General features: G+C 62.7%; 13 protein-coding genes. 2 read left to right on the top strand and 11 right to left on the bottom strand.

The window, feature by feature from the left end:
• Positions 1-50: 50 nt before the first annotated feature.
• The 11 genes from G513_RS0110750 to G513_RS22535 form a co-directional block, all read right to left on the bottom strand.
• Positions 51-983, bottom strand: coding sequence for a catechol 2,3-dioxygenase (locus tag G513_RS0110750; RefSeq protein ID WP_028475401.1), 933 nt, complete (start codon positions 981-983; stop codon positions 51-53).
• An 82-nt stretch (positions 984-1,065) separates the two neighbouring features.
• Positions 1,066-2,127, bottom strand: a complete 1,062-nt coding sequence (gene dmpG / locus G513_RS0110745) for a 4-hydroxy-2-oxovalerate aldolase (RefSeq protein WP_022976847.1) — start codon at positions 2,125-2,127, stop codon at positions 1,066-1,068.
• Positions 2,124-3,032 carry an acetaldehyde dehydrogenase (acetylating) gene (locus tag G513_RS0110740; RefSeq protein ID WP_022976846.1) on the bottom strand — a complete coding sequence of 303 codons (909 nt, stop codon included), beginning with the start codon at positions 3,030-3,032 and terminating at the stop codon, positions 2,124-2,126. Before G513_RS0110740 ends, dmpG begins: the two co-directional genes overlap by 4 nt.
• Positions 3,029-3,283 (bottom strand): 2-hydroxymuconate tautomerase, encoded by a 255-nt coding sequence (gene thmT / locus G513_RS22550; protein WP_022976845.1) that lies wholly within the window; start codon positions 3,281-3,283, stop codon positions 3,029-3,031. The genes G513_RS0110740 and thmT overlap by 4 nt, the downstream gene beginning before the upstream one ends.
• Positions 3,284-3,305: 22 nt before the next feature.
• The gene (locus G513_RS22545) at positions 3,306-4,391 is read right to left on the bottom strand and encodes a Rieske 2Fe-2S domain-containing protein (RefSeq protein WP_022976844.1); all 1,086 of its coding nucleotides are present in this window, start codon (positions 4,389-4,391) and stop codon (positions 3,306-3,308) included.
• A gap of 11 nt (positions 4,392-4,402) precedes the next feature.
• On the bottom strand, positions 4,403-5,536 hold the full coding sequence (locus G513_RS22540) for a Rieske 2Fe-2S domain-containing protein (RefSeq protein ID WP_051144408.1): 1,134 nt from the start codon (positions 5,534-5,536) through the stop codon (positions 4,403-4,405).
• A gap of 47 nt (positions 5,537-5,583) precedes the next feature.
• The gene (dmpH, locus tag G513_RS0110720) at positions 5,584-6,366 is read right to left on the bottom strand and encodes a 2-oxo-3-hexenedioate decarboxylase (protein ID WP_022976842.1); all 783 of its coding nucleotides are present in this window, start codon (positions 6,364-6,366) and stop codon (positions 5,584-5,586) included.
• Between the two features lie 16 nt (positions 6,367-6,382).
• On the bottom strand, positions 6,383-7,183 hold the full coding sequence (gene dmpE, locus G513_RS0110715; protein WP_022976841.1) for a 2-oxopent-4-enoate hydratase: 801 nt from the start codon (positions 7,181-7,183) through the stop codon (positions 6,383-6,385).
• A 148-nt stretch (positions 7,184-7,331) separates the two neighbouring features.
• On the bottom strand, positions 7,332-8,843 hold the full coding sequence (locus G513_RS0110710; RefSeq protein WP_022976840.1) for a 2-hydroxymuconic semialdehyde dehydrogenase: 1,512 nt from the start codon (positions 8,841-8,843) through the stop codon (positions 7,332-7,334).
• Between the two features lie 17 nt (positions 8,844-8,860).
• On the bottom strand, positions 8,861-9,295 hold the full coding sequence (locus tag G513_RS0110705; protein ID WP_022976839.1) for a GlcG/HbpS family heme-binding protein: 435 nt from the start codon (positions 9,293-9,295) through the stop codon (positions 8,861-8,863).
• Positions 9,292-9,669, bottom strand: coding sequence for a 2Fe-2S iron-sulfur cluster-binding protein (locus G513_RS22535; RefSeq protein WP_022976838.1), 378 nt, complete (start codon positions 9,667-9,669; stop codon positions 9,292-9,294). The genes G513_RS0110705 and G513_RS22535 overlap by 4 nt, the downstream gene beginning before the upstream one ends.
• A gap of 197 nt (positions 9,670-9,866) precedes the next feature.
• Between G513_RS22535 and G513_RS0110690 the strand changes: the two genes are divergently transcribed.
• Together G513_RS0110690 and G513_RS0110685 are read left to right on the top strand one after the other, a co-directional pair.
• A complete protein-coding gene (locus tag G513_RS0110690; protein ID WP_022976836.1) occupies positions 9,867-10,772 on the top strand; it encodes a LysR family transcriptional regulator in 906 nt (301 codons plus the stop codon).
• A 789-nt stretch (positions 10,773-11,561) separates the two neighbouring features.
• Positions 11,562-14,114, top strand: coding sequence for an HWE histidine kinase domain-containing protein (locus tag G513_RS0110685; protein ID WP_028475396.1), 2,553 nt, complete (start codon positions 11,562-11,564; stop codon positions 14,112-14,114).

Here is a 14,114-nt window from a genome sequence, read left to right as displayed (position 1 = left end):
GAAAAGGGCGGGCCTGAGCCCGCCCCGAGTGTTGCCGGAAGCCGCCAGACTCAGGTCAGCACGTTCAGGAAGCTTTCGCGCGGGGTGAAATCCTGCGAGAAGGTGGCCGCGCCGAGTTCGGTCGTGTCCCAGACCAAGGTCGGCGTGTCCGGGTAGTGGATGTAGCCTTCGGCGAACACTTCATTGCGATTGCCGTTCGGATCGAAGAAATAGATCGTCGAGCCGCGCGTCACGCCATGACGATTCGGGCCGACATCGACCGGCACCCGATACTTGCCGATGCGATCCGCGGCCTTGACCACGTCGTGCGCCGATTCGAGCAGGAACGAGGCGTGGTGGAATTTGTTCTTCTCCGGCTGCAGCACGAAGGCGATGTCGTGCGGCGTGGTCGAGCAGCTCAGGAACACGGCCAGCGAAATCTTCGCTTCGTGATGGATGAGCTTCTCGGACAGATCGAACTCGAACACTTCGGTGAACAGCTTCACGCACTCGTCAAGATTGTCGCCACCGAGCAGCAGATGATCGAGACGGTTGATGTTGAGGCCGCGGACGACACCGTCGTCCGGCACCACACCCGGGTTGTGCAGACCCATGGTGTTGCCGATCTGATCCTTGTGCGCATAGAGCTGCATCGTGTGGCCGGACGGCAGCACGAACTCCAGACGCCGGCCGCTCTTCGGATAGACCCCGGCGGCGATGTGCTTCACCTCGATGCCGAAGGCCTTGATCTTCGGCTCCAGACGATCGAGCGTCGCGTCGTCGTAAACCTTGAACGCGAAGTAATCCATGCCCGGACGGTTGCTGGGAATCAGCACGATCGAATGATGATCGTGCTCGTCCCAGCACTTGTAATAGACGCGACCTTCGGCGTCTTCGAGCACTTCATGCAGACCCATGATGTGGTCGTAATGGTGTTTCGATTTTTTCATGTCGGTGACGCGGATCGCGATCTCGCCGACTCTCAGGACGCCTCTCATAGACATATGCTTTCTCCTCGCTTTATCGCTGACCGGATTCGGTCGTTGGCTGCTGCATTCGGTGAAGAATCTTCTGGCTCGATTCCGCTCAGGCCGCCTTGTCGCTGAGCAGACCGCGCTCGCGCGCCATGGTCAGTGCCGTGTCTTCGATCATGTCTTCCTGGCCGCCGATCATCTTGCGTTTGCCGAGTTCGACCAGGATGTCGCGCGCCGGCAGGCCATACTTGGCGCCGAGACGCTTGGCATGCAGCAGGAATGTGGAATAGACGCCGGCGAAACCGAGGGTCAACGACGCGCGATCGATGCGGACCATCTGATCCATCATCGGCACGATCAGGTCTTCGGCCATGTCCATCAGCTTGAACAGGTCGCAACCGGTGTCGATGCCCATGCGATCGCAGACCGCGACGAACACTTCCAGTGGCGTGTTGCCGGCACCGGCACCGAGGCCGGCAACGGAGGCATCGATGCGCGACGCACCTTCCTCGATCGCGGCAATGGAGTTGGCAATGCCCATGCCGAGGTTGTGATGGCCGTGGAAGCCGATCTGCGTTTCCGGCTTCAGCACGTCACGCAGCGCGCGAACGCGGCGCTTCACATCCTCCGGCAGCATGTAGCCGGCCGAGTCGGTGACGTAGACGCACTCGGCACCGTAGCTCTCCATCAACTTGCCCTGCACGGCCAGACCTTCCGGCGTGTTCAGGTGGGCCATCATCAGGAAGCCGACGGTGTCCATTCCCAGCTTGCGCGCGTAGGCGATGTGCTGCGGCGTGGTATCGGCTTCCGTGCAATGAGTCGCCACGCTGACGCTGCGTACGCCGTGGTCGTAGGCCGACTGCAGTTCCTTCATCGTGCCCATGCCCGGAATCAGCAGCACGGAAACCTTGGAGCGCTTGATGTGCGGCATCACCGCAGTCCAGTACTCCTCGTTGGAGTGCATGGCGAAGCCGTGCTGCAGCGAATTGCCGCCCAGGCCGCCGCCGTGGGCGACCTGCATCAGCGGCACGCCGGCCGCATCGAGCGCCGAGGCAACTGCGATCATCTGCGCCGTGGAAATCTGCTCGCGCTTGGCATGCATGCCATCGCGCAGGCTCATGTCGTGGATCAGAACCTTGCGGCCCTTGAGGTCGATGAAGCCGTCGTTGTTCATGCTGCCTCCTTCAACTTGATGCGTCCCGCAAGGATTCCTTCAGCAAACATCTCCGCCGTGCGCGTCGCAGCGGCGGTCATGATGTCGAGGTTGCCGGCATAGGTCGGCAGGTAATCGCCGAGGCCCTTCACTTCCATGAACACGGCCACCTTGTTGCCATCGAACACCGGGCCGTTGACCAGGCGATAACCGGGCACGTACTTCTGCACTTCGCCGATCATCTGCTGCACCGATTCGCGGATGGCGGCCTCGTCCGGCTTGTCGTCGGTGAGGCAGTAGATGGTGTTGCGCATCATCATCGGCGGCTCCGCCGGATTGACCACTACCAGCGCCTTGCCCTTGCGCGCGCCGCCGACGACTTCGATCGCATTCGATGTGGTGTAGGTGAATTCATCGAGATTGGCGCGGGTGCCGGGGCCGATCGACTTCGAGGCGACACTGGCGATGATCTCGGCATAGCTCACGCCCTGCACTCTCGACACGGCGCGGACGATCGGGATCGTCGCCTGGCCGGCGCAGGAAATCATGTTGAGGTTCATCGCGCCCTTGCTGGCGTGCTCGGCAAGATTCACCGGCGGCACGCACAGCGGGCCGATCGCCGCTGGCGTCAGATCGATCATCATCACGCCGAGCGCCGTCAGCTTGTCCGAGTTGGACTTGTGGACGTAAGCGGAAGTCGCATCGAAAGCGATCTGGATGCCGTCTTCGAGCACATGCGGCAGCAGGCCATCGACGCCTTCATGCGTGGTCTTCAGGCCCATGTCGCGAGCCATCCTGAGACCTTCGGAGTTCGCATCGATACCGACCATCCACACCGGTTCGAGCAGTGGCGAACGCTGGATCTTGTAGATCAGATCGGTGCCGATGTTGCCGGAGCCGATCAATGCACAGCGAATCTTTTTCATGATGCGGTCGCCTCCCGATGCAACTGGCCATTGACGCCGTTCACGGCAGCCGGCGTCGGCATCTTGCCGTTCTGTGCGGCGGTGACACCGCCGACGGAGAAGTCTTCGCCGCCCATCTCGTGGATCAGGATGCGGACGTTCTCGGGCTTGACGCCGAGCACCTCGACGACGGTCTCGGTGACGCGCTGGGCGAGCCTGCGTTTCTGCTCGACCGTGCGGCCTTCGAGCAGGTTGAACTGGATGATGGGCATGAGGGTTCTCGGGAAGTGGAATTCAGGGACTTTCGACGGCGGACATCGCATACACGCGACGGTTCGCAGCCGGCACTTGTCCTTCGGCGTCGATCATCTTGCGCAGCAGGCGCCGGACCTTGATCGGGCCCGCGTCGTTGCAGATCAGCACGGGATGCAGACCGAAGAAATCATCGGTGCCCATCTCGGCATGCACGGCTTCGATGACCGGTCCATCCTCGGTCTCGAACGCCGTATGCATGGCCTGGATCTTGGCCTTGTTGTACTCGGCGTCTTCCACCAGATGATTGCGTCGCGTCGCGAAGAAGTAGTGCGTGGTGTCGGCACTTTCCGGTGTGCAGGTATGCAGGTCGTACTGGCCGACGCAGTCGATGAGATCGAGATTCTTGCTGTCGTCCTGCACCGCGCCGACCGACAGCTGGATATTGGCGGGCGCCGTCCAGGTGATCTCGAAGTAATGGCGCGCGGGGCCCAGCGGCTCTGGCATGAACGGCGAAAAGATCATCAGCGGCGGTTGCTGCGTCCACTCGGATCGCGAGGTGATCGTGGTCGACGTCTCGGTCAGCTTCGGCGTCAGCGGCGATAGCTGGCCGCGTGTGGTGATGATCTCGCCATGCACGTGATCGATATGGCTCAAGTCCATCACGTTGTCGGTGATCAACTCGTAATTCGCCTTCATGTGCATGTAGGTCGCAGCCACCGCGTTGGGATGGCCTTCTTCAAGCGGGCTGAAGTCCGGCAGTTTTGCCGGGTCTGCGGCTGCCTCGCCCATCCAGATCCAGATGAAGCCGTAGCGTTCCAGTAGTGGGTAGACGCGCACGCGCGCACTCGGCGGCGTAGCGCCGGTGCCATGCGGGTTGAGCGTGCAGCGGCCGGAGCAGTCGAAGCGCAGCGCATGGTAGAGGCAGGACACTTCGTCGCCGACGCGCTTGCCGAGATGCAGCGGCGCGAAACGGTGCGGACAACGGTCATGCATCGCGACCGGCGTACCGTCCTGCTTCCGATAGATGAGCACCGAGGTGTCGAGAATCTTGCGATGGAACAGCGCAGTCGCGTCGACTTCAGTCGATATCGCAGCGACGTACCAAACGTTCTGAAGGGCTTTCATGGGTAGTCTCCTCAGGCCATCGCCGGTTCGGCGTGAGCGGCCGTACTGTTAGTCGCCGCGCCGTCGCCGTCGCCGGCTTCGGCTTCGGCACGCAGCATCTCGTCGAGCAGACGCAGGATCTTCGAAGGGCCGGCGTCGTGGATGATCGACACGGTCTGGAAGTTCGGCCGCTCGCTGACGCGGATGTGCTGCGCTTCCAGCACCTGACGATCTTCGGTGAAAGCATCGTCGAGGTTGTCGCGCAGCAATTCGGAAAGGCCCGGGAATTCGCAGTGCTTCGCCGCACCCCAGGAATAGTAGTAATCAACCGATTCGGCATCGTTCGGCGTCACCGCCTGCGAGGTCCAGGTGTCGGCGATCAACGGGCCGGTCGGCGCGCCTTCGTCACGGTCATCGGCGATATGCACGCGGAAATGCAGCACCCAGGTGCAGGGGATCGTGTGGGTGACGTCGAAGTGCAGATCGAACAGCGTGCCCGGCGGGAACAGGTGCGACAGGAAGGTGCTGATCGGCGACTTGCGCACCACGTACTCGGTGCGCATGCCGTTCGGCAGCATCGTGAAGGTCGGCTTGATGTGCGTGTATTTTTCGCGCGTCATCGGATCCGGCGCACCCAGCGTGTCGCGGTGGACCCAGACCAGATGGGTCAGATCGGCGAGATTGGCGATCTCCAGCCGATAGCTCGCGTTGACGTGCATCTGCGAGGTCTTGACGTTCCAGTCCGGATGGCTCGGACCGATGGCATGCGGGATCAGCTTCTCATCGGCCTTGGCCGGATCGCCCATCCAGACCCAGACCCAGTTGTCACGCTCGACGACCGGGAAGGCCCGCACGCAGGCCTTTGACGGAATGTGATCCTGACCGGGAATCTCGTTGCATTTGCCGTCCGGGCCGAAGCGCAGACCGTGGTACATGCAGCGAATGTTGTCGCCTTCCTTCTGGCCCAGCGACAGCGCCGCCTGACGATGCGCGCAGCGGTCTTCGAGCGCCACGATCGCGCCGGTCGGCTTGCGATACAGCACCACTCGTTCGCCGGCGATCTTGCGAGCGACCAGCGCACCCTTGGCCTGGCTGAGCGAGTTCTTCTGGCTCTGCGTGAACAGGTAGTCCCAGCCGGCGTTGTACCAGGCGTTCTTCACGAACATTGCACTCTCCTCCATCGCGGCTCTGCGGCCTTGTGTGGTTGCGAAACTCAGACGAAACGAAAGGACACCGAACCCATGTCCTGGAAGCGCGCGGTGATGCAGTCGCCCGCCACAACCGGGATCGCTTCGGTGATGCCGCCGGTCATCACGTAGCTGCCCGCCGGCAGCACTTCGCCACGTTCGGCGAGATGCTTGACCAGCATCACCACGGCGTTGGCCGGATGATTCAGCACGGCAGCGCTGGCGCCGAGCGCCATGATTTCGCCGTTCTTCTCGATGACCACGCCAATGGTGCGCAAGTCCATTTCGCGCGGATCGCGCGGCCGGCCACCAGTGACGTAGCGCGACGAGGAACCGTTGTCGGCGATCACGCTGACCAGATCGAACTTGAACTTCTCGTAACGCGAGTCGATGACTTCGACGGCCGGGATGATGTAGTCGGTCGCCGCCAGTACCTGCTCGACGCTGATGTCGCCTTTCAACTCGGCCTTGGTCACGAACGCGATCTCGGCCTCGACTCTCGGATGAACCAGTTCCTTGATGTCGATGGCGCTGTTCTCGGGCCGCGAGAAGCTGGCCATCAGGATGCCGAAGCTCGGTACATCGACGCCCATCTGCAGCATCTTGGCTTTCGAGGTCAGGCCGGCTTTCAAACCCACGCAGCGGTCGCCGCGGGCGATCCAGCGGCGGCGCAGTTCGTTCTGCACCGCGTAGCCATCTTCGATGCTCATCGACGGATATTCGTCGGTGAGCTTGGTCATGGTGGTCGCGTGATCCTGCGCATTGAGCACGCGGTCGGTCAGCTTGTTGATGATCGTGGTGTCGAGCATTGGCGTTTTCTTTCGATCAGACGAAACGGATATCGCAGCTGCCGAGGCCGCCGACGGTGCAACGCATGTGATCGCCAGCGACCACAGGAATCAGCGAGGACTGCGAGCCGGACAGGATCACTTCGCCGGCCTTGAACGGAATGCCGAGCGCACCGAGTGTGTTCGCGAGCCACACGACGGCATTGACCGGTCCGCCCTGCACCGCAGCGCCGGCCGCAGTGGAGAACAGATCGCCATTGCGTTCCAGCACCATGCCGGCGAGGTTCAGATCGAGATCGGTCGGCTTCTTCTTCGCCTTGCCGAGCAGGTAGACGCCGCAGGAAGCGTTGTCGGCCACGGTGTCCTGGATCTTGATCTTCCAGTCGGTGATGCGGCTGTCGACGATCTCGAAGCAGGCCACGACGTAATCGGTGGCGCGGATCACATCGGTTGCGGTGATGCCCGGGCCATTGAGATCGTGCTTCAGCACGAACGCCACTTCGGCTTCGGCCTTCGGCTGGATCAGGCCGGCCAGCGAGACATCCTGGCCTTCGACGAACGCCATGCCGGAGGTCAGCTGGCCGAAATCCGGACGGGTGACGCCGATCATGTCCTGCACCGCTTTCGAGGTGACGCCGATCTTCTTGCCGACGATGTGCTCGCCGGCTTCCAGACGCCGCGCGACCATGCGCTGCTGGATGCGGTAGGCATCATCGATGGTGATCAGCGGCTCGCGCGCCAGCAGCGGCGCAACGGTGGTGCGGGTGATCAGCGCGTTGTACAGCTCGTCGCCGTAATGCTGAATCTGGGCTTCGGTGAAGCCGGTCTTTCCGTCCATATTCATCTCTCTTTCGTAGGGTGGGAAAGCGGCTTCACCGCGCATCCCACCGTTTTCGGTGAACTCGTCACGAAACTGAGTTCACCTGGTGTTCAAGCTCCTCCAATCTGGCGGGATGCGCGGCCGAAACGCCGGCCGCTTTCCCGCCCTACAACTTGACGCAGACGTTGCGTAGCTCGGTGTAGAACTCCAGCGAATGCACGCCGCCTTCGCGGCCGATGCCGGATTGCTTGCTGCCGCCGAATGGAGTGCGCAGATCGCGCAGGAACCAGCTGTTGATCCAGGTGATGCCGACTTCGACCTTCGCCGCCACGCGATGGGCACGGGACAGGTTGCTGGTCCAGATCGCTGTCGACAGCCCATATTTCGTGTCGTTGGCCATGCGGATCGCATCGGCCTCGTCATCGAACGGCGTGATGTGGCAGCAGGGCCCGAAGATCTCTTCGCGGATCACGCTGGCGGTTTCCGGCAGGCCGGTCCAGATCGTCGGCTGCACCCAGGAACCGTTGGCCAGCGCGCCCGGCATCTCCGGCACGCCGCCACCGGTGACGATGGTCGCGCCTTCGGCCTTGGCCTTGGCGTAGTACGACAGCACCTTGGTCTGATGCTCCTTGGAGATCAGTGGGCCGAGGTTCACGCCCTTCTCTTCGGACGGTCCGGTCTTCAGCGCTTCGGCCTTGGCTTTCAAGGCGGCGACGAACTTGTCGAAGATCGGCCGCTCGACATACAGGCGTTCGGTGCCGAGGCAGACCTGGCCGCAGTTCAGGAACACCGAACGCATCGTGCCTTCGATCGCCGCATCGAAATCGCAGTCCGCGAAGATCAGGCCGGCGTTCTTGCCGCCGAGTTCGAAGCTGACATCGCGAATGCCGTCCGAGGTGTTCTTGATGATCGCGGCACCGGTGCGGGTTTCGCCGGTGAAGGTGATCGCGGCAACGCCTTCATGCTTGGTGAGGAATTCGCCGGCCGAGTTCGGGCCAAGGCCATGAACGACGTTGTAGACGCCCTTCGGCACACCGACCGCGTTCATCACTTCACCAAGCAGGGTTGCGGTGCCCGGCGTTTCCTCGGACGGCTTGACGATCACCGCGTTGCCGCAGGCCATGGCCGGGCCGACCTTCCAGGTCATCAGCAGCAGCGGCGCGTTCCACGGGCAGATCACGCCGATCACGCCTTTCGGCACGCGCAGCGCGTAGTTCAGGGCACCGGCGCCATCCGGCGTCGGCGTCATGAAGCTTTCGGTGGCGACGTTCTTGACCACGTCGGCAAAGATCTTGAAGTTGGCCGCGCCACGCGGGATGAAGGCGTGCTCCATCATCGATTTCGGCTGGCCGGTGTCGGCCATTTCGGCGGCGACGAAATCACCGAAGCGCCGGGTGATCTCGTCGGCCACCTTGTGCAGCAGGGCCGCGCGCTCATCGATGCTCATGCGGCCCCACGGCCCTTCCATCGCGGCCTTGGCGGCGGCGACAGCAGCGTCGATTTCCGGCTGGCCACCTTCCTGGACATGGCCGATCAGCGTGTTGTCCGCGGGCGAGCGCTTCTCGAAGGACTTGCCGCCTTTGCTGTCGACGAACTCGCCGTTGATGAAGTGTTTGAAGCTTTTCAGTGCGGCTGCAGCGGCAGGAGGCGCGCCGGCAGCAGAGGGATCATTGGCCATGAGTGGAGTCTTCGGGTTCAGGAATGGAGTGCTGCGGCAGCGGCTTCAGCGCAAAGAATGTCCTGCGCTTCCGAGCCGCCGGAAACACCGACGGCGCCGATCAGCTGCTCGTGGTCACGCAGCGCCAGCGCGCCGCGGATCAAGGTGAAGCCGGCGATGTTGAGCAGGCCTTCGCGCACCTGCGGACGTTCGGCGGCGAAGGCGCCTTCAAGGACTTCTGCCGGCAAGCCAGCTGCCGAAGCCACGCTCTTGGCCTTGGCGAGGCTGACCTCGTCCGAGATCAGAAAGGCATTCGGCATCCGCAGATAGGCAACCAGGCGCGCCGAGCTGTCGACGACGGCGACGCAGACGTTGATGCCCAGCGCTTCCGCCTTGGTGATCGCAGCGGCGGCCACGCGCATCGCGGCAGCGTGATGGATCACCGGGCGGGCCACGGACAAGGGCGTGCTCATGACGAGGTTCCGGCGGAGGAAGACGGGCTGCTGCGCGTGGTCAGGCTGCGGATCAGGTCTGCCGTGCTCTGCTGCTGCGCGCAGCGATTGACGCGTTTGCCGAGTGCCTTGAGATGGAGATCGCTGGTCGGCGTCAGCCGGCAGGCGAGCACGATCGCCTTGCTGCGGCATTCGTGGGTCACTTCGTCGATGCTCATCACACCCAGCTCGTAGCTGCCGGACAGCACCTGCACGCGGCAGACACCACAACCACCGCTGCGGCAGCCGATGGCGATCGCGGCATTGCTGCGGCCGGCCATCGCATCGAGCACCGACTGATCGCCGCGACAGGCGAACTCGGCACTGCTGTCTTCGATGGTGATGCGATGCTGCATCAGGCTCTCTCCTTGTCATGCGTCAGCGCCTCTGCGGGCGTTGTACGGACATCGTCCAGCTGGCGCAGCGAGTACTGCGCGTGATCGAAAAGGTAGGCCGTTCGACCTATACCGTCCATTACTTTTGGTTTGCCGTTGCGATACCTGAGCGGTATCGTTCCGCGGCTCAAACCCGAGCCGCTCGAATCGCCCTTCGCATGAAATTCGGCCCCATCGAGTTCCGTCACCTGCGCTACTTCACGGCTGTCGTGGAGTCGAAAAGCTTTCGCGCGGCAGCTCAGCGGCTGCATGTCTCGCAGCCGCCGCTGACCCGTCAGGTGCAGCAGCTGGAGGAATTGCTCGGCGTTTCCCTGCTCGAACGGCAGCCGCGTGGCGTCGAACTGACCGCCGCCGGCGCGGTGTTCTATGAAGAGGCGCGCAACCTGCTGGCGCTGGCCGAGCAGGCGATCGATCGCACCCAGATGGCCGCGCAGGGGCAGCTCGGCAGGCTCGACATCGGCGTGTTCGGCTCAGCGGTGTTCGATGCAATTCCGCGCGTGATCCAGGCGTTCCGGCTGGCCTATCCGAAAGTCGACATCGTGCTGCACAACCTCGATCGCGCCGGGCAGATCCGGGCGCTGCGCGAGCGGCGGCTGACCGTCGGCTTCAACCGCTTCTTCGTCGAGGAAGTCGATCTGCTCTGGGACGTGGTGCTGCACGAACAGCTGAACGTGGCCGTGCACGAAGCGCATCCTTTCGCGAAACGCGGGCGCCTGAGCTTCGACGATCTGGCCGATCAGCCGCTGATCGTCTACCCGCGCACCTCGCGGCCGAGCTTCATCGATCAGGTGCTGAGCATGTTCCACAGCCGTCATCTGACGCCGCGGATCGTTCAGGAAGTGGATGACGTGGTCACCGCGATCGCGCTGGTGTCGTCCGGCTTCGGCCTGACCCTGGCCAGCGATTCGGCGCTGACCCTGCGCCTGCCGGGCGTCGTCTACGTGCCGCTGGAAGCGACTGAGGCACAGATCGATCTGTGCATGATCCGTCGCGCCGACGATGAGTCCGCGCTGCTGCGGGCATTCATCGACGTGGTGCATGCGGTGCTGCCGCCCCGCGGCTAGGGCGCTGATCAGAAGGCCCGGCACGATCTTCACTACCGGGCCAAGCGCTTGATTTCAAAAGGCTCGGGGCATTTCTGCCCCTGACCGGTCGCCGATCGAAGTTCAACACCGGCGATCAATTATTTTTGACGGCTCCGTCAAATATTTTGTGCGTCTGCGACAAGCGGCTGATTTACAACGATAAATGGTTGACCATATTTCTTGACCTTGCCATCCACCGTGCTTATACTGCACCGCAACAACAGTCATTCACCGCAGTGCAAAAGTAGAAAAGCTCGATTGCACTGCGGATGTCTCCTCCAGAAAGGCCTAGCGCCTTTCTCGCACCTTGCCCCCTGATTCAGGGGGTTTTTTTTGGCGTCGATATTTCTTATGAGTTGTTATCGAGCGCTGCCGGAGTCTGCAGCATTCAATTTTGAGATTCAAGCCCAAAAAAGCCGATAGTTTTCGAAACCCGGCAGTTTTCGGGATGAACTTCGATCAGGACCGCCGTCGAACGCGCCGGAATCTGCTTGCAGGCGTTCGTCGACAAGCTTGTCGCGACGGTTCACGAGCCAGCCCTGCTGGCGATCTCGACCTTGGAATCCCGCTGCCTCGCCATCACGTGTATGTATGAGGCTCAGCCAGTGCACGCACGGGCAAGATGCGCCTCGATAAAAGGAATCTGCAACCCCATTTTCAAAGGCTTACGATGCGCAGCGCGACTTCGCTCCTGAACCCCGCAGTACCCATGAATGGCATGACCGGCCCCCTCACCGCTACGCGCGGCAATCAGCCCGAAGCGGCGCCATGACCGATCCATCTTTCAAGGTCGACCTCAGCAACTGCGATCGGGAGCCGATTCACATCCTCGGCGCGATCCAGCCGTTCGGTTTCCTGATCGTGCTCTCCTCGGACTGGAACATCGTCCGAGTCTCCGCCAACAGCGAGTTGCTGCTCGGCCTGACGCCGGATGCGCTGATCGGCAGGCACATCGTCGGGGTCTTCGCGGCCGAGGCGGTGCACAGCATCCGCAACCGGATGTTCAATCTGGTGACCGTGGATGTCGTCGAACGCATCTTCAAGCTGCCGCTGTTCGACGACGAACGCCTGTTCGACCTGGCGATACACATGTCCAACGGCCAGTTCATCTTCGAAGTCGAGCCCGCCAGCAGCGATTCGATCAGCCTGACCGGCACCCTGCGCAGCATGATGTCGCGCCTCGATGGCGCCAGAGGCATGAGCGATTTCTTCCGGGAAGGCGCCCGCCAGGTACGGGTGCTCACCGGTTTCGACCGGGTCATGGTCTATCGCTTCGATGAGAGCGAATCCGGCCACGTCGTCGCCGAGTCCGCGCGCAGCGGCATCGGCAGCTTTCTGGGGCTGCACTATCCGGCGTCCGATATTCCGGCCCAGGCCCGGGCGCTCTACATCCGTAACCTGTTCCGGGTGATTGCCGATGTCCGGGCGAAGCCGGTGGCGATCGTGCCGCAGCTGGACGAGAACGGCGCGCCGCTCGATCTGTCGCTGGCCGTCACGCGTGCCGTCTCGCCCATCCATATCGAGTATCTGACCAATATGGGCGTGGCCGCATCGCTGTCCATTTCCGTCGTGCTCGACGGCAAGCTGTGGGGCTTGTTCGCCTGCCATCACTACACGCCGCGCCTGCCGGGCCTTGAACGACGCTCGCTGGCCGAACTGTTCGGCCAGATGTTCGCGATGAAGCTGGAAAGCCGCGAGCGCCAGCTGATGAGCGATTTCCAGGCGCGGACGCGTGAAGTCTCGAGCAGCCTGCTCGGCGCACTCGCCAACGATGCCAAGCTGCTCGAAGATCCCGGCTGGCTGGGCGACACGCTCAACCGCGCGATCGAATCAGACGGCATGGGCGTGTCGATCAATGGTCGCGTGGCACTGGCCGGCCTGGCGCCCAGCGAAGCGGAGTTCGCGCAGATCATCAGGGCGCTCAATGGTGTCGCCTCCAGCAAGGTTTATGCGACGGACCGGATCGCAGATCTGCTGCCTGCGGCCGAACACTGGTCGGGCACTGCGACGGGCATGTTGTCGATGCCGATCTCGCGCTCGCCGCGCGATCACATCGTGCTGTTCCGTCAGGAGATGATCCGCACGGTGCGATGGGGTGGCGATCCGCACAAGCCCGTCGAGTTCGGCCCCAACGGCCCGCGCCTCACGCCGCGCAAGAGCTTCGAGAACTGGTCGGAACTGGTGAAAGGCCGTTCCAAGCCTTTCAGCCTCCAGGAAACCAATGCGGCCGAGATGCTGCGCACCACCTTGATCGAGGTCGTGCTGCGCTTCTCCGAAGAAACCAATGCCGAGCGGCAACTGGCGGCCAGCCGGCAGGAACTGCTGATTGCCGAACTGAACCACCGGGTGCGCAATATCCTGAGCCTGATCGGTGGCCTGGTTCGACGCACCAAAGGCAGTGCGGCGAATTTCGACGATTACGTCGAACAGATCGACAGCCGCATCAATGCCCTGGCCCGCGCGCACAACCAGATCACGCAGCAGCATTGGGGTGCGGCGCCACTCCGTTCGCTGATCGAGAACGAGACCGGCGCCTATTTCGTCGGCAAGCTCAACCACGTCAGCTTCTCGGGGCCGGATGTCCTGCTGGCGCCGCTCGCTTACTCCACTCTGGCGCTGGTGCTGCACGAGCTGCTGACCAATGCCTCGAAGTACGGCGGTCTGGCCGAGCACGGGCGCGTCCACCTGATCTGGCGTCTGGATGCGGCCGGTGATCTGTTCATCGATTGGCGGGAGAGCGGCGGCCCGGCGGTTCAGGCGCCGATCCGGCAGGGCTTCGGCTCGACCATCATCAACCGTTCGATTCCCTACGATCTCGGCGGCAACGCGGAAGTCCTGTTCAAGCTCACCGGCCTCGAAGCGAAGTTCTGCATTCCCGCCAGATTCGTGACGATCGATCGCTTCCCGGCCTCGACCAGAAGCACCCTCCTGTCGCCGGTGGAAGTGACCGCGACCGATCAACAGGTGCTGCTGGGCGAGACGGTGCTGCTGGTCGAAGACAGTCTCATCATCGCCCTCGATACCGAACAGGTCCTGAAGGATCTGGGCGCTGACCGCGTGTTGTCAGCCTCGAATGTCCAGCAGGCACTGGCGCTGATCGAAGACGAGCAGCCCAGCGTTGCCGTGCTCGATCTGAATCTGGGCGATCAGACCGCCATCCCGGTGGCGCTGCGCCTGCTGGAACTCGGCATCCGTTTCGTGTTCGCGACCGGCTATGGCGACAAGGCCGACTTGCCGCAGGCATTACTCGGCACGCCGATCCTGCAGAAGCCCTACTCGAAGGAGAGTATTGCCAGCGCGATCGGGCGGCTGGCTCAGTAG

The organism is Nevskia ramosa DSM 11499, from assembly GCF_000420645.1.
Lineage (GTDB): Bacteria > Pseudomonadota > Gammaproteobacteria > Nevskiales > Nevskiaceae > Nevskia > Nevskia ramosa.
This window is presented reverse-complemented; position numbering and strand designations above follow the sequence as displayed.

Coding starts and splice junctions, on each gene's coding strand:
- dmpE (WP_022976841.1), bottom strand. CDS start 7,183: ATGGACGGAAAGACCGGCTTCACCGAAGCCCAGATTCAGCATTACGGC.
- dmpG (WP_022976847.1), bottom strand. CDS start 2,127: ATGAACAACGACGGCTTCATCGACCTCAAGGGCCGCAAGGTTCTGATC.
- G513_RS0110705 (WP_022976839.1), bottom strand. CDS start 9,295: ATGAGCACGCCCTTGTCCGTGGCCCGCCCGGTGATCCATCACGCTGCC.
- thmT (WP_022976845.1), bottom strand. CDS start 3,283: ATGCCCATCATCCAGTTCAACCTGCTCGAAGGCCGCACGGTCGAGCAG.
- G513_RS0110740 (WP_022976846.1), bottom strand. CDS start 3,032: ATGAAAAAGATTCGCTGTGCATTGATCGGCTCCGGCAACATCGGCACC.
- G513_RS0110710 (WP_022976840.1), bottom strand. CDS start 8,843: ATGGCCAATGATCCCTCTGCTGCCGGCGCGCCTCCTGCCGCTGCAGCC.
- G513_RS22535 (WP_022976838.1), bottom strand. CDS start 9,669: ATGCAGCATCGCATCACCATCGAAGACAGCAGTGCCGAGTTCGCCTGT.
- G513_RS0110685 (WP_028475396.1), top strand. CDS start 11,562: ATGACCGATCCATCTTTCAAGGTCGACCTCAGCAACTGCGATCGGGAG.
- G513_RS0110750 (WP_028475401.1), bottom strand. CDS start 983: ATGTCTATGAGAGGCGTCCTGAGAGTCGGCGAGATCGCGATCCGCGTC.
- G513_RS0110690 (WP_022976836.1), top strand. CDS start 9,867: ATGAAATTCGGCCCCATCGAGTTCCGTCACCTGCGCTACTTCACGGCT.
- G513_RS22540 (WP_051144408.1), bottom strand. CDS start 5,536: ATGTTCGTGAAGAACGCCTGGTACAACGCCGGCTGGGACTACCTGTTC.
- G513_RS22545 (WP_022976844.1), bottom strand. CDS start 4,391: ATGAAAGCCCTTCAGAACGTTTGGTACGTCGCTGCGATATCGACTGAA.
- dmpH (WP_022976842.1), bottom strand. CDS start 6,366: ATGCTCGACACCACGATCATCAACAAGCTGACCGACCGCGTGCTCAAT.